Raw genomic sequence first — 20,943 nt, forward strand, 5'->3', positions numbered from 1 at the left:
CAATTTAGTTAAGCGGTTACAAGGCCGCTAGACAACAATAGAAAAGGGGTTGTAAGCGTGCGCAATAAAAAATGGACAATATTGTTCTTAACGATGTGCCTCGTTCTTGTCACAGCTGGTTGTGGTCAAAAAGATAACAATGCAGGTGAATCTAAAGGTAGTGCAAATGGGGGAAGCGACAAAGTCACCGTTAACTTCATGCATTTATGGCCAGAAGGTGTTTCTGCCGGACAAAATAAAATTGTTAATCAAATCATTAAAGAATATCAAACAGAGCATCCCAATGTTGTAATCAAGCAAGAGGTTCTGGACAACGAGCAATACAAAAATAAGCTGAAGGTATTGTCTGCTTCTAACGAATTGCCAGACGTTGGGGTAACTTGGGCCGCTGGCTTTTTGCAGCCTTACGTTGAAGGAAATCTGTTCGCACCTGTAGATGACTTGTTGAATGGTGAATTGAAAGACAAGTTCGTCGCAGGAACTACAGAAGCTTATGCTATTAACGATAAAACGTATGCGCTTCCACTTGAGTTTAACATCGCACCTATCTACTACAATAAAGCTATTTTTGAAAAGTATAATCTTGAGGTTCCACAAACCTACGATCAGTTTAAGCAAGTTGTAAAAACACTATCTGATGGGGGCATTGCACCGATTGCTCTCGGCAATAAGGATCGCTGGACAGGATCGCTTTGGTATATGTATCTGGCTGATCGGATCGCAGGCCAACAGGCACTTGCAGGTGCGATCAGTGGATCAGGCTCATTTATGGATGAAGGATTAGTAAAGGCGGCATCAGAGGTCCAATCACTTGTAGACAGCAATGCATTTGTTAAGGGATTCAACGGTTTATCAAATGAAGAGGCAAAATCAGAGTTCGTAAATGGCAAGGCGGCAATGTACATGATGGGATCATGGGATCTGCCAAACTTCACAACGAATGAAGAAATTCCACTGGAATTCCGTAATAGTGTTGGTTTCTTCAAATTCCCGACAGTTGAAGGCGGGAAGGGAGACATTAACAGCTGGGTAGGTGGACCAGGTGTAGGATTATTTGTCGCTGAGAACTCTGAGGTAAAAGAAGAAGCAAAATTATTCGTCGAGTATTTCGTATCCAAATGGGGAGAGCAATCCGTAACTGGAGCAGGCGTTATTCCAGCTACGAAGGTGGACACCGCCACACTGGATCTACCACAGCTCTACATCGATTTGTTTAACGAAATGAACAAAGCTAGCAGCATCACTTTATTCGCAGATGTTCAAATGCGTGCCAATGCAGCAGAAACGCATCTGAATATGATCCAGGCTCTTTTTGGCAAAGCGGTGACGCCAGAGAAGTATTCCGAGGAGCATGACGCGGCCATCTCCAAAGGCAACTAAAGCTTCGACAACTAGGCGAAGGGGACAATTAGCTTATCCGGCAGCGTGATGCCGGATAAGCCTTTCCTCAAACGGTTTATGAAGGAAAGGAGTCGGACACTTTGGATAAAGTGATGTCTAACAAAAAAATAATCGCGTTATATGTATTTCCCGCCTTGCTTCTCATTCTGGCTATTGTATATATTCCGATTGTTCTAACGGGTTATTATGGACTGAATAAATGGAATGGCATAGGTGCTCTGACTTTTATCGGATTTGATAACTATAAAGCTTTGCTAACAGACCAAACCTTCTGGAATAGTGCTTGGCATTCTCTGCAGTTAGCGTTGTTTTCTACCCTAAGTCTCATTATTTATTTGGCAATTGCTATGGTATTAGCCGCCCGGATCAAGGGAGCTAACTTGTTTCGCAAAATATATCTGATTCCGATGCTGTTATCGTCCGTTGCGATTGCGCAGCTTTGGCTAAGAATTTATCATCCGACGAACGGAATTGTGAACAGCTTATTAGTTTCCATTGGTTTTGCTAATCCTCCTGCATGGCTTGCAGAGCCTACATTAGTTTTGTTTGCTTTATTTATTCCCATTCTGTGGCAATATGCTGGTTTCTATATTCTGATCTATTACGCAGCACTCAAGAATATCCCGACCTCTCTGGAAGAGGCAGCAAAGATTGACGGAGCCTCTGCCTTACAAATCGCTTGGAAAATTAAGCTTCCACTCGCAATGGAAGTCATCAAAGTTACGATTGTTCTAGCCGTTGTAGGTTCTCTGAAGTATTTTGACTTAATCTTTGTTATGACGGATGGAGGTCCTAATGGCTCTAGTGAAGTGATGGCGTCTTATATGTATCATCAGGCTTTTCGGGCTTATGATTTTGGCTACGGGAGTGCAATTGGATTCTTCCTGCTCGTCATCTGTCTCGTCATTACTTGGGTCATTCGCAAATTAACTGCTACGAAAGAATCGATCCAATACTCATAAGGAGGGGCGCTTCATGATGTCTGGAACTGCAGGAAGGCTAGAAATCGGGCCAAAGACAGGCGGCGCAGGTGCGGAGATCACACGTAAATTCGGCTACTCATTGCTATATATCGTGTTGATTGCCGTTGCTGCTCTGCAATTGTTTCCGCTTGTATGGCTGCTGTTTTTCTCATTAAAAAATAATCAGGAAGTGTTCAACCTTCCTGCTCTATCGTTGCCGATGAATCCTCACTGGGAGAATTACGCGAAGGTCTGGAATGTAGGGAACATCAACGTGTATTTCTTCAACAGCGTATGGATTACCATCGTGGCTACGGTGTTAACGGTTATCTTCGGGAGCTTGGTTACGTATGCAGTTACCAGGATGAAATGGAAGGGAAGCTCGTTCGTACTGGGTTTGTTTATGGTAGCGATGATGATTCCTGTTCACTCCACGCTTATTCCGTTATTTAGTATATTCAATAAGATTGGCTTAACGGATCACCCTTTGTCACTTATTTTGTCTTATGTCGCTTTTAACATGCCGATAACGATTATGATTTTGCTGGGTTTCTATTACGCACTGCCACGCGAAGTGGAAGAGGCCGCGGTTATTGATGGTTGTTCCGTGAACAGAATGTTTTTTAGAATTATACTTCCTATGACAAGCTCGGTGATCGCGACTACAGCCATTATTAATATGATCTATAACTGGAACGAATTTATTTTTGTAAACACATTTATTAGTTCTGATTCTTACAAGACGCTGACCGTGGGGGTGCAAAACTTCATTGGTCAATATACAACGGATTGGGGTGCGATCGGGGCAACGCTTATGATCAGTATTTTGCCTATCCTGATTACATTCCTGTTCCTCAGTAACCGTATCGTTGAGGGAATTGCGGCGGGTTCGGTTAAAGGGTAAGTAGAAAGAAGACCTGAATTTCTCAGCTCGAAAAGCTGAAGAGAATTCCGGTCTTTTTTTTTAATCCAATCTAGAATTTTGATTCAATCCTGAAAGCCTCGGGTTAATGGAGGCTATCAAAGATGAACATTCGAAAGGAGAGATTGCTGATGGAACCGGGCTATAAGGATAGAAGTGTTGAAGTGGAGCATAGGGAGGTACAACGGAAATCGGATTCCAGCGTTGTCGCATCTACCTTTATTAAATATGCTGCTTACATTATAATATTTTTTGGTTTTCTGTTCTTTTTGGTTAAATATGTATTTCCTAAGTTTTAAAAACAGAATATGTTCCATGTTATTGAAAAAGGATGTGCCTGCTATTTAGGGACATCTTTTTTTGCTGTAATATGTTAGTATGTATTTCAATAATTTAGGATATTTCCGATTGTGGCAACTTATCAAAAATATGGGTTAAATGATGTCAACGAGTTAACGTGGGGGCTGTGAGATAATGAAAAATATGAAAAAAGTTATTTTGCTAGGCATTATAGTGGTACTTGCATTCGCGATAGTAATTAAATTTAACCATGGAGATACTGCTGGGGAAGATTCTCTAGTAGCTGAGGCTACAGTAGTACATGAAGTGCCTCCAACGACGTCTTCTAAGGAATCTGTAGTGGCAACAGCTGAAATCTCTGCCTCAGCGGACGGAAAAGATTTAAAAATACGGATGTCTGGAGGTAATTCTAATAATTTTGGCAGAGAAACATGGGGAAAAGGTGAGATAATCTCATTTTCTGTGACGAATTCAGAGGAACAAGAACTTGAGATTGGGCTCATGTCGGTAGAGACTGAAGAGATTATCAGTGAAACACTTCGGACGGGTACAGGCATAGTGGAAATTACCATCCCCGAAGATGGTGTTTACCGTATCTATATAAAAAACCATGCTCCTGATCCTGCCAACTTTGAAGTTAATCTAAATAAGGAATTATTGAGCCCTCTAGTGTAACCGAGTATTGCCTCTAACAAAAACGGATACCGTCTTCTTAAAAGACGATATCCGCTGCTTTAAAGATGTCCTAGATCTTAATCATACGAGGCTATAACTTCATCTCATTACTCGATTCCGCAGAATTACGATAAAAGAACCAGCACTCATTCAGCAGCTTGATCTGACGGCGGTCTTTTTTGTAATAGGCTTTCATTAGCTGATGGCAGAGCCACTGTGGCAAGCGAATCCCTCCTCTAACAACTTACGTAAGTTAGAATATGGAGAAATAAGCCTAAAGGTGCGGATTACAGTAGGCTTTCTGCTTCCTCTTCGTACCACTGCTCCAATTGAGCCTGTAGCGCTCGGATCTCAGTAAGCAGGGAGATCAGTGGGTAGTTCTTCTGCTCTTGAACAGAGGCGAAGGCCTGTTCCAATCTATTGATATAATCCAGACCGGACTCCAGGGAGTAATCCTCACGTAACAGATCCAGCGAGTCACATTCGGCGATGGCTAAGGGCAGATCCGGAACATTATCGGCTGTCAGCTTATCGATTTCTTTGTTCAGGCGTAAATTGAGCGCACTTAGTTGGTACGCATATTCCTCAGGCATTTCCACGAATTGTAATTCTTGATTTTGCTGCAAAATTACATACCGCATTTTCGGCATTGTTCATTCTCCCTCCGTACTTGTCTTCCTTCTTGACAGTTTAGCCTATGCACAAGTTACAATTCAAGTAGAGATCTTATTTCCCGTGGAAAGGACTTGTGATAGAACGCTATGGAAACTATGAGCAACGAAGAGCTGCAGCTGTGGATTGAGCAGGTATCACGGGACAGCTTTGGCGTGCCGTTTAGACACAAGGCGAGCTTTAACAGCCGGTTGTCCTCAACGGGCGGCCGATATTTTACCAAAAGCCATAATATAGAGATTAATCCCCATCAGCTTGCCATGTTTGGCAGAGAAGAGACGGAGCGGATTATCAAGCATGAGCTCTGCCATTATCATTTGCATTTGGCTAAGCGAGGGTATATGCATCGTGATGCTGATTTCAAAAGCCTGCTGGCGCAAGTCGGCGGAAGCCGCTACTGTCAGACACTGCCGGGTGCAAAAGCTCGGAAGTCGTTGCCCTATCGATATAAGCTTGTATGCAGTGCCTGTGCCATGGAGTATCCGCGTAAGCGAAAAGTAGACCCTAAGCGTTATCGCTGCGGTAAATGTTCGGGCAAGTTGAAGTTATTTATTTTATAACCAAACCTAATAATCCGACAAAAGAAACAGCTTGCTGAGGCGAAATGATGCATCCTTCTAAATCTTTGATATCCACGATCAAGCCACTGAACTCGCAGTCACTAAGATCGATCCCATTAAGCTTTGATCCTGACAATGTGGCTTGATCCATATTACACTCGCTGAAGCTGATTTTTTGGAAATTTGACTGATAGTAGTCGGAACTCATTAATGAACTGCTCTCAAAAGCAACCTGCTTCAGATTAGCGAATCGAAACGTAGCAAAATCCCCGATACAATCTACTACACGAACATTTTGGAATCTGCCTCTTGTAAAGTCTGTGCCAATAAGCTTGCAGTTTCTAAATTCAGTTCGATGAATAATGCCATTCGTAAAATCCACATTAGATAGATCACAGCGATCAAAAATCACGTCCATAAGCTCGATCCCAGTTAGGGAGCACTCCGTAATCGTTACATTTTTAAAAATCACGCGATCAAAGCTGACCTTATTAGCCTCTTGATTATCAATAACCGTATCGCTGATGCCGCAACAGCTGAATTCGTCCTTGGTTTGCAGCGAATATATTTGCTCAGGAAGAAGAGAGTCTGGATCTGCTATTTTTGGCGAATCAATTTTGAAATTCATATGTACCTCCGTTTGTTTACTCTTTGCGGGTAGCTAAAACTAACTATCATCGCGTTAAACCGATTTGTCAATCTTCATGAAGGTTGTAGGGATTGGATATCCGTACAAATACACCTTTTTCTGGATAAAATCGCACATCGTTTTGTAAGCGTTCCCAAACTAATATGAAAAGGAAGTCCATATTAATTAGAGGGGGCACATGTATGAAACGAATCAGGTCCGCAATGGCGGGTCTGCTCGCGCTGCTGCTGATTTTTTTAAGCTTGCCTGTAATGGGAACCGGTAAAGGTTCCGTAGGAGCAGAAGGGGTTGGAGGAACAGGCGCTGAGCAAATTCCATCAGGTACGGTACTCATCAAGAATAAGTGGAAAAACAACTTTTTATATGAGACATCCGCAGGAATCGTGCGTTATGGCATGACCAATCCAGCCGATACTTCAGCGCATTGGACGGTTGAGACGGTGAATGGGCTGTCACGAATCAAGAATGTGAAGACAGGCCATTACATTACAATGGATGGTAACAACGGCAAAGAGGATTCACTTAAGGCGGCAGAACGCCAAGGTTCAGGAAGTGTTGCGGATCAGTGGCTGATCGATACTTCCAATCGCAATGGATACATGATCATCCGAAGTGCGACTGTGCCAGAGGGGAAGTTGGTTATCCACGAGGAGAATCAGCTTGGTTATGCGCAAGTAAGCTCGGATATCAATGTTACGTTTGAGAGTCCGCAGTGGGCTTTTATAGTTCCAAATGCAGCACCTGTACGGCTAGAGAGCCGTCTCCGCCCCGGTCAGGTAATGTATGAAAGTGAAGGGAACGTTCTTTACGGTAAACAGCCTGTCAGCAATGAAGCAGCACAGTGGTATCTTGAATCAGGGACGGATGACGGAACAGTAATGATTCGCAACCGTGCGACAGGCCATTATATTAAGCAAAATGAAGTGACCTGGGCTGGGGTTTTTTCGCAGGAAGTCGATATGGATCACGTGAAGCTAAGTGAGTGGACCCAAGAGCATGCACCAGGCCCTGATGGAACGGGCTTCATTACCCTTCGTAACAGTGGTTTAACTGAAGAGGGTAGTCCATTATGGCTAAATCCGCAATTCAGCGATGACAATAATGTGCGATCTAACAGCTGGCCGGGTTCAGCCTCTAATCCAAGTGCACAGTGGAGAATCGTGCCTATTTCCGAATTACAGCCTGTACGACTGGCAACTTATACGGATGCACAAGTGGCTACAGATTTTTTATATGAATCCGTAAACGGCGAGCTTAAGCATGGAATTATTGCGCCAGATGCCGCCAACACCTCTGACTATCTATGGTATATAGAGGATTATGACGGCAATAAGCGTATCCGTAATGCGGCAACCGATCATTATGTTTCTTATAGTGAAGGTACCGCCAAGGCCTTGCAGATTAGCGGAAGTCAGCCGTCGGATCAATGGATTTTTAATGATTCCGATGATTATGATGATTACCAGACGCTTCAGAATCTCGAAAGCACAGGCATTTATTTGTCTACATTGGGTGGAGAACAGGCTGGTGCGATTGGGGATGCGACTTCTTTGAGCGCTCAGTGGCAGCTTTTAGATCCTAACACACCGACTGACGGCACAATGCCATATTACCGGATTCAGAATGGCTGGAAGTCATTTTATTGGTATGAGAGTGTTGATGGTCTTTTAAAATATGGAAATATGCAAAAGGACGGCTCCGATCAATGGCTCGTGGAGAAATATAACGGCCGCAAGCTGTTCAAAAACAAGAAAACGGGCCATTACATGAACACGATGAACATGCCAAATGGCCACCTTCAGGTCACAGAGCTTCCAGACAGAAATCATGTGGAACGAGAATACATCTGGACAGGCAAAAATGTTGGGAACAACACCTACGTAATCAGTAGCGTTCTAGACAAGGAACTTAATAAAATCCCAGAGAAGTATATTTCACTTCAGAACCTCACTAAATATGCTGAGTACGGAGTGATCAATCCAGGTTGGGGCAGTCCGCAGTGGAGATTTGTACCGGTTACCGAGATAAAACAAGACTTGTTCCGTTTTCAGCTAGATGCTGTAAATGGAGAGGATCAATATCTTAAGGACGGTCCTTTGCTGACTTCTCCAGCTGCACTAGAGGAATTGCCAGAATCTAAGACGGTTACTGAAGCTGTCTATGCTGACCAGGACTCTGCTCACTCTAACCAAAATCTTGCACCTCTAGCAGCTGCCAACGAGGATGTAACAGTAGGCCAGGCTACTTATGGTCCACTTGATTTGAATGACGATTCCTTTGTCTGGCAGTTGCAAGAAATAGCCGGCAGCAATGGATCGGTGAAGATAAAAAATAAAGGCACTGGACGCTATCTCTCCCTTGAGCATATAGGTGGGGCTGTAGATGAGATTGATCCTAAAGTTAGCGTTCAGACTTTGCAAACAGTGTACGATGTATGGGCCAGCATTAAGTGGAAGGTTGATATGCAGGCGTCCGGTGTGACTACCATTATGAGCTCATGGGCTGGTCACTATATCTATGGTGCGCCGGATGATAACGGCAACCCAATTCTCCGAATCAGTAAAGCTGCAGATACAGCGGAAAAAAGCAGTGCACATTTTACTGCTGAAGCGGTTGAAGCGATTGCTCCGCCATTGCCTGATTACCCTGTAAGATTCAAGAATGCAAGCAGTGGAGAGTATTTATACGAAAATGAGCATGGGGTTGTTCTGTACGGGCAGCCGTCAGCAGACAATGGATTTTCGCACTGGAATGTATCTGTGCAGGAGGGTAAACAGACGATCACCAACCGGGCAACAGGTCATTTTTTAACGCTGAATGGTGATTATTCATATTTGGAGAGCAGTAGTACAGATCCTGCTGTAGACGGAGCATCCGCCTGGGAAGTGAGCTTGGCTTCCGATTATACACATTACACCATTCGTAGTCTCTTTGGAGAATACGACGATGAATTAATAAACATTGCCAATAAGACAGGATATGCTGAACGTGCGCTTTTGCTAGAAAGTGAGGGTACGGCACTATGGACACTTGAGGCGGCTCCACAGGAGTTTACTACTCCATCTGGAGAACTGCGCAATAACAATACAACAACTCCAGTTCAAAATGATACCAACATCATAACCATTGTACCGAAAGGCATGGCTGGTAAAGTATTGGCCGAAAAAGAGGGGGCTGTCCTATATGCAGATGCTTCCGATGTGGCGGCTCAATCCCAGTGGCTGGTGCAGGAGATAAACGGACGCAAACGAATTATGAATGTTCAGACACAACATTATCTTTCACTCAATGAATCGGGCCAAGTGGTCTTGTTAGCTGCTGGAGATACAGAAAGATCCCAATGGAAGCTGGAAGAGAAGTTAGGTTATGCTGTTCTGCTAAGTGCGAATGGAACAGGTCTTCTTTCTCACAGCGCATCGGCTGTTCAGCTTGGTTCTGCTGCAAATGGAACTGATAGTGAGCTCTGGAGCTTCTTACCTATCCCTGCTGATGCAATTTATGCAGGAGGAGAAGCATTCAAAGGGGAACGTGTTATACGGTTTGCAGTCAACGCCCAGCAGGCTGGGGAATACGATGCTGTTATTCGATACAAAAATACCGCTGCTGCCGCAACGGATCTGGCACTAGAGGTGAATGGATTAAACGAAGGGGGCAAGGTTAGTCTTGGCAAGTCTGCCTCTTGGAAGACTGTAGCGGTAAAACTGCAGCTTCGCGCAGGCATCAACACGGTTTCTCTAAGCAGTGACAACGTGGATTGGAGTAAAGTAACCCTTGATAGCCTGACCGTAAAAAACAGCGTAAACAAAACATACCGTGGAGCAACGGTTCCATATATCAGCTATGAAGCTGAGGATGCGGCAACAAACGGAACGTTGATTGGTTCGTCGCGGAAATATCTCAGCATGGCTTCCGAGGCTTCTGGACGACAAGCGGTGGCCTTAAAGAATACGGGAGATTATCTAGAGTTCAAGCTTGCAGAATCAGCTAACTCCATCGTTCTTCGATATTCTATTCCTGATAGTCCAGATGGGGCTGGTGCGGAAGAAACCTTGACTCTATATGTGGATGGAGTTAAGAAGCAGCTTAAGCTGACATCCAAATATGCTTGGGAATATGGCAGCTACCCATGGTCAAATGACCCTCGCCAAGGCAGTGGACACCGCTTCTTTGACGAAATCCATGCTCTGATCGGCGATGCTCCTGCCGGAGCAACTATTCGCTTAGAGAAGGGAACAGGAGACAACGCAGCTTCTTACGTCATTGACCTGGTGGATATGGAGCAGGTTGCCCCTGAGTTGGCTCGCCCGGACGGATTTATTTCCGTAACGGATTTTGGAGCGGGAGCGAATGATGAGGGAGATGATACCGCAGCCTTCAAGGCAGCCCTTGCCGAAGCGAATGCGACAGGTAAAGGTGTGTGGTTCCCGGCGGGTACCTTTAATGTCGGTGAGGGTCTGCTGGATCTGGATACCGCTGAAATACGTGGTTCCGGCATGTGGTATACAGTTCTGAATGGAGCTAAGTTTTATGGTCACGGCGGTAAGGTTGGTGTTTACGATCTGATGATTGAAGGCGGCATTAACGAACGGGATGATGAAGCGATCACCAACGCTTTCCATGGTGCTTTTGGCCAAGGTTCGATTATACAGAACGTTTGGATAGAACATACCAAAGCAGGCTTGTGGTTAACTCAGCCGATGGGTGAAAAGGCGCGTACGAATGGTCTGTACATGGCAGGTCTGCGGATCCGCAATCTTATGGCAGACGGAATTAACTTTGCCGTAGGGACTGGCAACAGCATGATGGAACAAAGTGACATCCGCTATCCAGGGGATGATGGAATCGCAATGTGGTCGTTTACTGACGGCAAGTTGACGGATGTGAATGGTACGGAACGTACACCGAGCTATAACAACACGGCACGTTTTAATACGGTATCCTTGCCTTGGTTAGCGGATAACATTGTAATCTTTGGGGGGAAAGATAACAAAGTCCAGGACAACGTGGTAAAAGACACTGTGACTAATGGAGCCGGGATTGCAGTCTCTACCCGTTTCACCGCCGAGCCCTTCCAAGGAACAACGGTTGTGGAGCGAAATACCTTGCTTAGAACTGGCAGTTACGATTCCGGTTACGGCGTGAATCTGGGTGCGTTATGGCTTTATGCTGGTGAGAGTGATCTGAAAGGAAAAGTACTCATTCGCAACAATACGGCACTGGACAGCACTTATTCGGGGTTGATTGCTCAAGGTGATCTAGAGGGAGATACTCTCACTTCCATTGATGGAGTTGTGCTGACGAATAATGTATTGGATGGCGCAGGTACAAGCGGTATAGAAGTTACGAAAAATCTGAAAGGGAGTCTGTTGGTCGACAACATGATTATTCGTGGTGAACGGATGAACCTACTGACCAATGCCTCTCCTGACTTAAGCATTAAAGAACAAAATCAAGGAATAGCCTCAGCCATTAAACCGTTCTCTATCAAACTAGCAGATGGACAGAGCGGGCCTGTGATATTAGAGCAGGGTAAGTCAGCTACGCTTAAGGTACTAGATAAAGAAGGCAGAGATCTTACCGCACAAGCTACTCTAAATATTATGAGCAGTGAGATTGCTACATTTACCAACGACAGTCTTAATGGAATTCAAGCGGGAATCACAGACTTCACGGTAACTGTGGGCAACGAGAAGAGGGGATATACAATTGAGGTGCTATCACCTGGCGGGACAGATCCTGTAGATCCGATCGATCCTGTGGACCCAACAAGTACTCCTAGTCCGACGAGTACTCCAGAACCAACAAGTACTCCTGGTCCAACAGACCCTACAGGGTCAGTGAACCCTGTTCAACCCGGCACACCGACGGCTACACCAGCACCTACGCCAGCAGCTAATCATGATGTGCAGCTAAAAGCTAAGGCGACTGCAGGGCAGGCTGTTATCGAGATTTCAGCTAACGGTGACGGCACAGCCCGGTTTAGTGCAGATGCTTTACGTAAGGCGGCGGCACTTAGCCCCAAAGCTGTGCTTGTTATTGAAAGTGGGGGGATGAGCTACCGCTTCCCGTTAGAGCTTGTGGAGAGTGTGCTCAAAGCCGCACAAATGCCGGCAGGCACACTGGAGTTCAATGTAAATTCGCTAAGCGGAAAAGGATTGGAACAACTGCTTGCCAAAGCTAAGCAGCAAGGCTTTACTGTGCAAGGAACACCGGCTAATTTCACTCTAAAGGTAACGGATGGAAAAACCTCTGTAGCAGCAAGCGGGTTCGGTACCACTTATGTAGATCGTACATTTATGCTTAAGGAGGCGCTGGATGCGAAGACAGGTGTAGTCCTTATTTACGATGAACAGACGGGTTCCTTCCGTTATGTACCTGCATTGTATGAGCTCGTTAATGGGATGACCAAGGTTACGGTTAAGAGCAGTATTGCGAGCGGTGTATTTGTCGCTGCGCTGCACCCTGTGACTTTTGGAGATATTTCCACACATTGGGCGAGAAATGAGATTGAGAGACTTGCCAGCCGACTGATCTTGACCGGACAATCCACAGATACCTTTGCACCTCAGAAATCTGTCAGTCGTGCCGAGTTCGCAGCTATGCTGATTCGATCGTTAGGTCTTGTAGCTGCGAATACGACGAAGACCTTCAGTGATGTGTCCGATTTATCTTGGTATGCAGCGGACGCCAGAGCTGCTGCAGCCTTAGGACTGGTTCAAGGCTATGAGGATGGAACCTTCCGTCCGAACGTCCCTATTACACGGGAGCAAATGGCTGTTATGGCAGCCAGAGCAATGAAGCTGCTGAATCTAGAAGCTGAAGGATCTAGAGCAATCGTTGCTGCAGATGTTTTCAGAGACGCTTCAACTATTTCCTCATGGGCTAAAGAAGCAGTGTCTGACCTGGCTGCAAAAGGCATTATGAAAGGTCAACCATCAGGCAGCTTTGCACCTAGCAGTGATACTAGCCGTGCAGAAGCCGCCGTAATTCTTGTACGGTTGCTTAGAGCAGCTGAATTATTGAATTAGCTACCGTAGTAGAAGCTACAATATGGCATAAGTAAAAGGACAGCAGAGCAACGATCCTCCGGTTATTGGAGGATCGCTGCTCTGCGTTTTTGACGATGGCTGGCCTGCTATAAAAGCTTATGAGCAAGCGAAAGCTCATTGACTTTGAGTAACCCAATCACTTGCATAAACACCAACACCAACATCGCCGAGCTATCATTGGCTGAGGCTTGCGGACCCCAATGACGCTATTGGCAAGTTTTTAGCCTTTTGGGCAGGGTTTCGGACTCAAGTGATGCTATTCGTTCGAAAGAGGCTCATATTTGGTGTTTTTCGTGCCAATAGAGGCAATGGGGTCCGATAGTATGCCAAATATGCGATTATGCTGAGTATAAGGTCAACTGGGTCCGATAGTAGCTTCATATCCGATTCCGATACAGACTTATTTCAGTTTTCCCATCGATAGATTGACTCTGTAATTTCCGAACTTCAGCAGTTCGTCGAGAAAGCTATTCAACTCCTTTTGGCTTCCGGTACGAACACGTATCCAGTAGCAGCCTTCTCCGCTGACCCTATGTATTTCTTTTACACTATCATGCTGCTTTGCGAATGTCTGAAAGGCTGGGTGAACCGTATTCGAACCCAAAAAAACAGTAATAAAGGCATGAATAGTCTCCCCAACCTTATCCGGATTCCAGCGGACCGTGTAGCCTTCAATCACTCCGGTGTCCTGCATTTTGCGAATACGTGCGCCCACAGCCTGACCGGTCATATGCACTTGCTGCCCAATATCTTTGTGACTGATCGTGGAATCTTCAATTAGAAGCTGCAGGATGCGAAAATCCACATCATCTATAAAATAAGAACTCATTATTATCTAAAATCCTTTCTGCGTGAAAGTAGAACAGGCCAATCTTTTTCCAATCTCAATGTATTCTGTTTCAAGGTCCAACTATAATTAATTGTAGCAGAAGATATCTGAAAGAAAGAAGGGCTTCCGATGAAAATACAGCATATTCGCAACGCGACCCTATGGCTAGAGTATGGTGGCAGTACATTTTTAATTGATCCTATGTTGAGTGAACAGGGTGCTAATCCACCTATTTTTAATACTGACAATGATCGCCGCAATCCGCTCGTTCCTTTGCCGGGAGCCGTAGAACAATGGCTGAGTCCTAATGCAATTCTTGTCACACATCTACATCAGGATCATTGGGATGCCGCTGCTATTTCTTTGTTGCCGCATGATCTACCACTATTATGTCAGGAAGGAGATGGAGATAAATTAGCGAAGCAGGGGTTTGAGCATACCACGGAAATTAGCGGTTCACTGACGTTTAATGGAATAACTATAACACGTACTGATGGACGGCATGGCACTGGAGTGACTGGTAAACTTATGGGTAAGGTATCCGGGTTTGTGTTTCAGGCGGAAGGCGAACCTGTTCTATATGTGGCTGGGGATACGATTTGGTGTGATAAGGTGAGAATGGCATTGGAGGTTTTTAAACCTGAGGTGACCGTTGTGAATGCTGGTGGTGCGCAGTTTTTAAGCGGATGCCATATTACAATGAATGAGCAGGATGTCGTAGACCTATGTGAATATGCTCCTTCTACTAAAGTGATTGCTGTGCACATGGACGCCATTAACCATTGTTTGGTTACCCGAGATAAGCTAAAAGCTCATTTAGAGAAGGAATCGTTGGGGGATCGGGTACAGCTTCCGCAGGATGGAGAATGGTGTAATCTATAGACGGAGAGGGATGGAAATCTCTTTAAAAAATCTAGCAAGCGGCCGAATAATAGCATAAATTTGAAAACGATCACAAAAATTATTTTGCCCGCTTGACTAGACCTTGAAATCATGATAAATTAATTCATGTTCACTTGTAATGTTCCCTGATAGCTCAGTTGGTAGAGCACTCGACTGTTAATCGAGTTGTCACAGGTTCGAGTCCTGTTCGGGGAGCCATTTTCATGGAGAGATACCCAAGTGGCTATAAGGGGACCCTCTGCTAAGGGGTTAGACTGCGTAAGCGGTGCGTGGGTTCGAATCCCACTCTCTCCGTTCTGAATTACATAAGAAGAGCTTCCATTCTGGGAGCTCTTTTTTGTTGTGTGTGAATTTATTTTTCGGTTGCTATATGCGATTCTGAGAAACGGTGTATTCAATATTTTGGAAGGGGAATGGTGTGGAGGGATCGAATGTTTAATTGATAAGTGTGAAGAGTTTAAAGGAGGGAGCATGAAAACAATAAATCAAATACAAACAAAACCGTCAAGCCGATATGATAGTTTTGATCCGGATCAAGAGGGGAATAAAAATACTATTTTTGCCGACGTAATAATTGATGGTAGATCTCTTTACCAAATGTTAAAAAAATATGATAGGGTTCCTTCCCTCGGGTGGGGTAGTGAAGAGCATCAAAGGAAAATGATTAATTATTTTTTGTTAAACGAAATGCATGAATATTTGTACTACAGGTACCCAATATTAGTCTGTCCCTGGTGTGGCGATGAAGAGTGTGGCTTTATATCCGTATTTATTGAGAAAGAAGAGGATCTTATCATATGGAGAGATTTCAAATTAGAATCCGGTAATAAGACTATTGATATAGGCCCTTTTTGCTTTAAATGGGATGAATACGAAAAAGTTATTAAAGAGACATTTGGAACTGCGGGGATTCAATAAAGTAAACCTGAAAACCCATGGAAGAGATGTGCTCAAATAATTTATATGGGAAAGATCTATGAGTAAATCCAATAACTACATGGTCAAAGGAGTGGAATCAACATGGAACTGTTTAAGCAAATCCCCTTGTACAGATTTTTGGCATTATGCAATGAAAGTGGTATGGAAAAAAACATATTAGACTGCGGAGCGGGAGGGGATTCACCTCCACTAAGTTTGTTTGCGAACTATGGATACAGTACAAACGGAATTGAGATGAATGACGAACAAATTAAAAGAGCTAATCAGTTCGCAACTGAAAGGGGACAGAATCTAAATATACAACAAGGCGACATGAGACAGTTGGCGCTAAGTGATGAGTCGATGAGTTTTGTGTATTCATATAACTCTATTTTTCATATGAGAAAACAAGATGTGGAAAAAGCGATAAATGAAATGAAACGCGTTCTAAAACCTAATGGATTATTATTTGTGAATTTTTTAACCCTAAAGGATTTTAGAGTCGGCGATGGAGTTGATTTGGGGGATAATCAGTTTGAACAAATGGAAGACGATGAATTCGTAATACACTCATATTATGATTATCATGAGGCGGATTCTATGTTTGATGATTTGCAGTTATTATACAAAGAAGATCGAGTACTGGAAAGAAAGTTTGAAGGCGAATGGATACGACAAGGATTTATCGATTACATATATAAAAAATAGCTGGATGCTGAAGAACATATTAGTAGCTCCGAAAAAACTAGATATCTGCGAACAATACGTTCACGCTGTGGACCACGAGGTGTTGGTTCGATAGAAGGTAAAGGTTTGAAGAAGAGTTAGCCAGGTGGACAACCCCACGAGTCTAGTGCAAACTACTGTTTCCTAGGGTGATTTAAGCCGCTTGAATGTCAATCAGCACTTGATGCTTGTTCGCAACCATTATACTTCGGGGGGGATTTCAGATGGATGTAATTATAAATAACTCAATGATTCAGTTGATTCAAGGAGATATAACTAAATTAGATGTTGATGCTATCGTCAATGCAGCAAACACAAGCTTGATGGGTGGAGGCGGAGTAGATGGAGCTATCCATAGAGCTGGTGGAAAAGCGATATTAGAGGATTGCATGAAAATTCGTAACCAAAGGGGAGGTTGTGAGGTTGGAGAAGCGGTAATAACAACAGGAGGAAATCTGAAATGTGAATTTGTTATTCATACCGTTGGTCCTGTTTGGAATAGTGGAAAGAATAACGAAGAAGAGAAGTTAAGGAATTGCTATAAAAATTTATTAATATTAGCTGAATCTAATGAAGTAACAAGTATTGCGATACCTAATATAAGTACAGGAATATATAATTTTCCGAAAGATCTTGCTTGTAGCATAGCTATAGATGAAGTTTCAAAATATATTATAAATAATAAGTCGGAAATAAATAAGGTTATTTTTATATGTTTCGATGAAGCGAACTATGAACTATATAGGAATGAATTAAAGAGATTTTGTTAGAATTTTGATGTTTACCAGAAAAGGAGATGTGCCAATGAATAACAGATCAGATTTGCTAAATCAGTTTAAGGAATGGAATGGATTTGTTCTAGAAATTATTGATTTAGATTGGAAAACACCCATCGCTGAAGGAAAATGGACCATTCATGATGTTGTTAGTCATATTTTGTTATGGGATAAATACTTCTATGAATCGACGATCGAACCGATAGCATGCGATAAAGCGATAACACTTCAACTTATTGATTTCGATCAATTCAATAATGATGCTGTTATATATGGTAAGACAAAAACCAAAGACGAATTAATAGAATTGACTGTGAAGTATCGTAACTTAATATTAGATTGTATAAGTAGTCTTGAGGAGGGAAAATACTCAGGCAAATATGTGGACGGAAGGTTTTCCTTTGAGTCCTATTTAAAGGATTTTATATCGCATGACCTACATCATATGATGCAGATTAAAGAATTAAAAAAGAAAATGATGAGTAATTGACTCGTGACGGAAGTGCAAAGAATGGAACTGACCACCCTAATTAGCTTTCTCTCACTCGATTATTGTGTGGGACAGAGCTTTTTTTTGCGCAAAAATAGAGATACAACTTGACCAGGAACTCATAATAAACTCGAAAAACACATATCCAAAGAGACAAATGTTATATTATTTATCATTAAATGCAATCTGTAGGTAAAATCAAAGACTCCCCCTCTGAAAATCAAACTTTAAAAATCTCCATAATTCTCCTGTTTTCTTCTCTTTACCCACTTTCTATCTATATACGTCCCAAAGGATTAACTCAAAATGTTATGTAATATAACATAAAATATTGAATATTATAGTAAAAACCACAAATTTTACTGACGAATGTATAGTGCTGTGTTAATATAAGTGACATAAAACGATGAAAATGAATGTAAGCTAAAGAAAGGTGTTTTTAAAAATAAATATGGGGATTGGGGGACGGCGATGGAGTATTTCATTCAACAGTTAATTAACGGGATTTCTGTAGGGAGCATCTATGCTCTGATCGCACTTGGGTACACCATGGTTTACGGAATTATTAAATTGATCAATTTCGCCCATGGGGATGTGTTTATGGTTGGGTCGTTTATTGGATTGTTCAGTGCCAGGTACTTGGCTTCAGCAGGGCTTCCTCCGATACTGGTCTTACTTATCTCATTGGTGATCTCTATGACAATCAGTGCGTTGCTGGGGATGTCAATCGAACGGCTAGCATACAAACCTCTACGAAAAGCTTCGCGAATCGCTGTGTTGATTACTGCAATTGGCGTTTCTTTTTTGCTGGAATACAGCGGTGTGTTTGTGCTTGGTCCTCAGGCTAAAGGATTTCCGGAGATTCTTAATAAGCAGCAATACAACTTGTTTGGTTCCTCGATTCAGGTGGACTCCAATCAAATCATGATCTTGGGGACGACGGTTATTTTGATGATCATCCTTCAGTATATTGTGCACCGAACGAAGATTGGTAAAGCGATGCGGGCCGTTTCTTTTGATATGGAAGCAGCACGGTTGATGGGGATTAATGTAGATCGGACCATTTCAGCCACCTTCGCGATAGGATCTGCACTTGCGGCAGCAGCAGGCGTTATTTTCGGAATGACTTACAATTCAGTGGATCCGATGATGGGGGTACTTCCGGGGCTTAAAGCTTTTGTGGCTGCGGTTCTAGGTGGCATTGGCAGTATTCCTGGTGCTCTGGTAGGGGGACTTCTGCTGGGCACAGTCGAGACAGAGGTTTCTTCTCTGGGATACTCTTCATGGCGTGATGGTGTGGCATTTGCTGTACTCATCCTAATCCTTATCTTTAAACCATCCGGGCTATTTGGTAAAAATGTCCGCGAGAAAGTGTAGGGAGATGCCTATGAAGAAGATAAACAAGTCATTTTGGATAGGCATTGTCTTTTCTATCATGCTATATATCGTCATTCAAGTTCTTCTAACAACGGGAATATTTGATGATGTCATGGAGTCTACGCTAATTCTAATTTGTATAAATGTCATGCTGGCGGTGTCTTTGAATCTGATTAATGGGATAACGGGGCAATTCTCAATCGGGCATGCTGGATTTATGTCCATTGGTGCTTATGTTTCTTCCATTTTAACTTTGAACTTTGAGATGCCATTCGTGCTGGCGCTAGTGATCTCTGGACTGATTGCTGCATTTTTCGGTGTGCTTATCGGGATTCCGACCTTGCGGTTGAATGGAGACTATCTGGCGATTGCTACGCTGGGATTTGGTGAGATTATCCGGATTGTCCTGCTCAATACAGAATATGTGGGCGGAGCTTCAGGTCTTAGCGGCATCCCCAATCAAACGACTTGGACGATTATGTTTCTGTTCACACTGGTCACGATTGTTGTGATCAATAACTTTATACGTTCCACTCACGGCCGGGCTTGTATAGCGATTCGGGAGAATGAAATTGCTGCTGAAGCGATGGGGATTAATACAACTTTGTACAAAGTCATTGCTTTTTCACTTGGAGCATTATTTGCGGGAATAGCTGGTGGTCTCTCTGCTCATAAGTTCTACGTCATCAATCCTGGCAGCTTTAATTTTCTGAAATCATTCGAAATTCTAGTCATGGTAGTGTTAGGTGGGCTAGGAAGTACAAGCGGGGCCATCGTGGGTGCGATTGTACTGACGGTGCTCTTCACGGTGCTTCAGGAATATCCGGAGCTGCGAATGATTATTTACTCGGCGATTCTAATTCTGATGATGATTTTTCGGCCTAAAGGGCTGCTTGGCAGCTCGGGTTTTTCTTTCTTGAAATGGTCTAAAAAGGAGGTCAAGCCAAGTGACAGCATCAACAGTGGAAGTGCTTCTTGATGTTCAACAAGCAAGTCGTGCATTTGGCGGGCTTAAGGCGCTTAACGAGGTATCTCTCCATATTAATAAAGGCGAGTTGATTGGGCTCATCGGACCTAATGGCGCGGGAAAAACAACCCTTTTTAACTTGCTGACAGGTGTATACCCGCCTTCCAGTGGCGATATTATCCTCAGCAATCAGGCAGTAGGCGGGATGAAACCTTATCGGATTAACCGAAAAGGGGCAGCGCGGACATTTCAGAATATCCGTCTATTTACTTCTATGACGGTGCTGGATAACGTTAAGATCGCATTTCACCAGCATGCCAGACATTCGATGTTCACTTCCATGCTCCGTCTGCCTAAGCATTTTGCAGAAGAAAACGAAATTACGCAAAAGGCTATGGATATTCTCAAAATATTTAATCTTGCCGATCAATGTGATGAATGTGCCGGGAATCTTAGCTACGGAAATCAAAGGCGTTTGGAAATTGCGCGCGCGCTTGCAGCAGGACCTAAGCTTTTGCTATTGGATGAACCAGCCGCAGGGATGAACCCGAATGAAACTCGGGATCTAATGAATCTTATTGCCTGGATCCGTGAAGAGTTTGGGCTGACGATCCTGCTTATCGAGCATGATATGTCCCTGGTTATGGGGGTGTGTGACCGGATTTATGTGCTGGACCGCGGAATGTTGATTGCTGAAGGTACGCCCGTTGAAATACGGAATCATCCCAAAGTCATAGAAGCCTATTTGGGACAGGAGGCGTAGTGGA

19 protein-coding genes and 2 tRNA genes are annotated in these 20,943 nt (G+C 43.6%); 17 read left to right on the forward strand and 4 right to left on the reverse strand.

The window, feature by feature from the left end; translation table 11 throughout:
- Window positions 1-57 precede the first annotated feature (57 nt).
- The 5 genes from PODO_RS05410 (at window position 58) to PODO_RS05430 (ending at window position 4,260) form a co-directional block, all read left to right on the forward strand.
- Entirely contained in the window at window positions 58-1,380 is a 1,323-nt protein-coding gene (locus PODO_RS05410; protein WP_038569072.1) for an extracellular solute-binding protein, read from the forward strand.
- Window positions 1,381-1,481: 101 nt separating this feature from the next.
- Window positions 1,482-2,363, forward strand: coding sequence for a carbohydrate ABC transporter permease (locus PODO_RS05415; RefSeq protein WP_038569074.1), 882 nt, complete (start codon window positions 1,482-1,484; stop codon window positions 2,361-2,363).
- Window positions 2,364-2,376: 13 nt separating this feature from the next.
- Window positions 2,377-3,267, forward strand: a complete 891-nt coding sequence (locus PODO_RS05420) for a carbohydrate ABC transporter permease (protein WP_036686804.1) — start codon at window positions 2,377-2,379, stop codon at window positions 3,265-3,267.
- A 122-nt stretch (window positions 3,268-3,389) separates the two neighbouring features.
- On the forward strand, window positions 3,390-3,584 hold the full coding sequence (locus PODO_RS05425; RefSeq protein ID WP_036686806.1) for a hypothetical protein: 195 nt from the start codon (window positions 3,390-3,392) through the stop codon (window positions 3,582-3,584).
- Window positions 3,585-3,759: 175 nt separating this feature from the next.
- The gene (locus tag PODO_RS05430; protein ID WP_036686807.1) at window positions 3,760-4,260 is read left to right on the forward strand and encodes a hypothetical protein; all 501 of its coding nucleotides are present in this window, start codon (window positions 3,760-3,762) and stop codon (window positions 4,258-4,260) included.
- A 91-nt stretch (window positions 4,261-4,351) separates the two neighbouring features.
- Here the strand turns inward: PODO_RS05430 and cmpA are convergent, their stop codons facing one another.
- Complete coding sequence (gene cmpA / locus PODO_RS30925) at window positions 4,352-4,483, reverse strand: cortex morphogenetic protein CmpA (RefSeq protein ID WP_094903512.1); 132 nt, start codon at window positions 4,481-4,483, stop codon at window positions 4,352-4,354.
- Between the two features lie 64 nt (window positions 4,484-4,547).
- A complete protein-coding gene (locus PODO_RS05435) occupies window positions 4,548-4,910 on the reverse strand; it encodes a hypothetical protein (RefSeq protein ID WP_036686808.1) in 363 nt (120 codons plus the stop codon).
- Window positions 4,911-5,030: 120 nt separating this feature from the next.
- On the opposite strand from PODO_RS05435, the gene PODO_RS05440 reads away from it, so the two are divergent.
- Complete coding sequence (locus PODO_RS05440; RefSeq protein WP_080742673.1) at window positions 5,031-5,492, forward strand: SprT family protein; 462 nt, start codon at window positions 5,031-5,033, stop codon at window positions 5,490-5,492.
- Here PODO_RS05440 and PODO_RS05445 read toward each other — a convergent pair.
- Window positions 5,482-6,120 carry a pentapeptide repeat-containing protein gene (locus tag PODO_RS05445; protein ID WP_038569077.1) on the reverse strand — a complete coding sequence of 213 codons (639 nt, stop codon included), beginning with the start codon at window positions 6,118-6,120 and terminating at the stop codon, window positions 5,482-5,484. The two genes, PODO_RS05440 and PODO_RS05445, sit on opposite strands and share 11 nt — an antisense overlap.
- A gap of 203 nt (window positions 6,121-6,323) precedes the next feature.
- On the opposite strand from PODO_RS05445, the gene PODO_RS29870 reads away from it, so the two are divergent.
- Window positions 6,324-13,169, forward strand: coding sequence for an S-layer homology domain-containing protein (locus PODO_RS29870; RefSeq protein WP_052096821.1), 6,846 nt, complete (start codon window positions 6,324-6,326; stop codon window positions 13,167-13,169).
- A gap of 421 nt (window positions 13,170-13,590) precedes the next feature.
- On the opposite strand, the gene PODO_RS05455 is transcribed toward PODO_RS29870, so the two are convergent.
- On the reverse strand, window positions 13,591-14,019 hold the full coding sequence (locus PODO_RS05455; protein WP_038569079.1) for an Lrp/AsnC family transcriptional regulator: 429 nt from the start codon (window positions 14,017-14,019) through the stop codon (window positions 13,591-13,593).
- 129 nt (window positions 14,020-14,148) lie between these two features.
- Between PODO_RS05455 and PODO_RS05460 the strand changes: the two genes are divergently transcribed.
- The 10 genes from PODO_RS05460 (at window position 14,149) to PODO_RS05505 (ending at window position 20,939) form a co-directional block, all read left to right on the forward strand.
- Complete coding sequence (locus tag PODO_RS05460; RefSeq protein WP_038569081.1) at window positions 14,149-14,901, forward strand: MBL fold metallo-hydrolase; 753 nt, start codon at window positions 14,149-14,151, stop codon at window positions 14,899-14,901.
- A gap of 143 nt (window positions 14,902-15,044) precedes the next feature.
- Window positions 15,045-15,120 (forward strand) — tRNA-Asn (locus PODO_RS05465).
- A 7-nt stretch (window positions 15,121-15,127) separates the two neighbouring features.
- Window positions 15,128-15,216 (forward strand) — tRNA-Ser (locus tag PODO_RS05470).
- A gap of 177 nt (window positions 15,217-15,393) precedes the next feature.
- Window positions 15,394-15,840: a hypothetical protein gene (locus PODO_RS05475; protein WP_038574166.1), complete on the forward strand. Its 447-nt coding sequence runs from the start codon at window positions 15,394-15,396 to the stop codon at window positions 15,838-15,840.
- Window positions 15,841-15,942: 102 nt separating this feature from the next.
- Window positions 15,943-16,548: a class I SAM-dependent methyltransferase gene (locus PODO_RS05480; protein ID WP_038569083.1), complete on the forward strand. Its 606-nt coding sequence runs from the start codon at window positions 15,943-15,945 to the stop codon at window positions 16,546-16,548.
- 242 nt (window positions 16,549-16,790) lie between these two features.
- Window positions 16,791-17,336, forward strand: coding sequence for an O-acetyl-ADP-ribose deacetylase (locus tag PODO_RS05485; protein WP_212592233.1), 546 nt, complete (start codon window positions 16,791-16,793; stop codon window positions 17,334-17,336).
- Between the two features lie 34 nt (window positions 17,337-17,370).
- Window positions 17,371-17,832, forward strand: coding sequence for a DinB family protein (locus tag PODO_RS05490; protein ID WP_038569085.1), 462 nt, complete (start codon window positions 17,371-17,373; stop codon window positions 17,830-17,832).
- A gap of 549 nt (window positions 17,833-18,381) precedes the next feature.
- Window positions 18,382-19,209: a branched-chain amino acid ABC transporter permease gene (locus PODO_RS05495; protein ID WP_370511630.1), complete on the forward strand. Its 828-nt coding sequence runs from the start codon at window positions 18,382-18,384 to the stop codon at window positions 19,207-19,209.
- A gap of 10 nt (window positions 19,210-19,219) precedes the next feature.
- A complete protein-coding gene (locus PODO_RS05500) occupies window positions 19,220-20,188 on the forward strand; it encodes a branched-chain amino acid ABC transporter permease (protein WP_038569089.1) in 969 nt (322 codons plus the stop codon).
- Window positions 20,157-20,939, forward strand: a complete 783-nt coding sequence (locus PODO_RS05505) for an ABC transporter ATP-binding protein (RefSeq protein ID WP_038569091.1) — start codon at window positions 20,157-20,159, stop codon at window positions 20,937-20,939. Before PODO_RS05500 ends, PODO_RS05505 begins: the two co-directional genes overlap by 32 nt.
- Window positions 20,940-20,943: the final 4 nt, after the last annotated feature.

This window comes from Paenibacillus odorifer (assembly GCF_000758725.1).
GTDB classification, from domain to species: domain Bacteria; phylum Bacillota; class Bacilli; order Paenibacillales; family Paenibacillaceae; genus Paenibacillus_AQ; species Paenibacillus_AQ odorifer.

Bases quoted from the DNA above. Each gene is read 5' to 3' on its own strand.
- PODO_RS05420 (WP_036686804.1), top strand. From the start codon at position 2,377: ATGATGTCTGGAACTGCAGGAAGGCTAGAAATCGGGCCAAAGACAGGC.
- PODO_RS05425 (WP_036686806.1), top strand. From the start codon at position 3,390: ATGAACATTCGAAAGGAGAGATTGCTGATGGAACCGGGCTATAAGGAT.
- PODO_RS05430 (WP_036686807.1), top strand. From the start codon at position 3,760: ATGAAAAATATGAAAAAAGTTATTTTGCTAGGCATTATAGTGGTACTT.
- PODO_RS05435 (WP_036686808.1), bottom strand. From the start codon at position 4,910: ATGCCGAAAATGCGGTATGTAATTTTGCAGCAAAATCAAGAATTACAA.
- PODO_RS05440 (WP_080742673.1), top strand. From the start codon at position 5,031: ATGAGCAACGAAGAGCTGCAGCTGTGGATTGAGCAGGTATCACGGGAC.
- PODO_RS05445 (WP_038569077.1), bottom strand. From the start codon at position 6,120: ATGAATTTCAAAATTGATTCGCCAAAAATAGCAGATCCAGACTCTCTT.
- PODO_RS29870 (WP_052096821.1), top strand. From the start codon at position 6,324: ATGAAACGAATCAGGTCCGCAATGGCGGGTCTGCTCGCGCTGCTGCTG.
- PODO_RS05455 (WP_038569079.1), bottom strand. From the start codon at position 14,019: ATGAGTTCTTATTTTATAGATGATGTGGATTTTCGCATCCTGCAGCTT.
- PODO_RS05460 (WP_038569081.1), top strand. From the start codon at position 14,149: ATGAAAATACAGCATATTCGCAACGCGACCCTATGGCTAGAGTATGGT.
- PODO_RS05475 (WP_038574166.1), top strand. From the start codon at position 15,394: ATGAAAACAATAAATCAAATACAAACAAAACCGTCAAGCCGATATGAT.
- PODO_RS05480 (WP_038569083.1), top strand. From the start codon at position 15,943: ATGGAACTGTTTAAGCAAATCCCCTTGTACAGATTTTTGGCATTATGC.
- PODO_RS05485 (WP_212592233.1), top strand. From the start codon at position 16,791: ATGGATGTAATTATAAATAACTCAATGATTCAGTTGATTCAAGGAGAT.
- PODO_RS05490 (WP_038569085.1), top strand. From the start codon at position 17,371: ATGAATAACAGATCAGATTTGCTAAATCAGTTTAAGGAATGGAATGGA.
- PODO_RS05495 (WP_370511630.1), top strand. From the start codon at position 18,382: ATGGTTTACGGAATTATTAAATTGATCAATTTCGCCCATGGGGATGTG.
- PODO_RS05500 (WP_038569089.1), top strand. From the start codon at position 19,220: ATGAAGAAGATAAACAAGTCATTTTGGATAGGCATTGTCTTTTCTATC.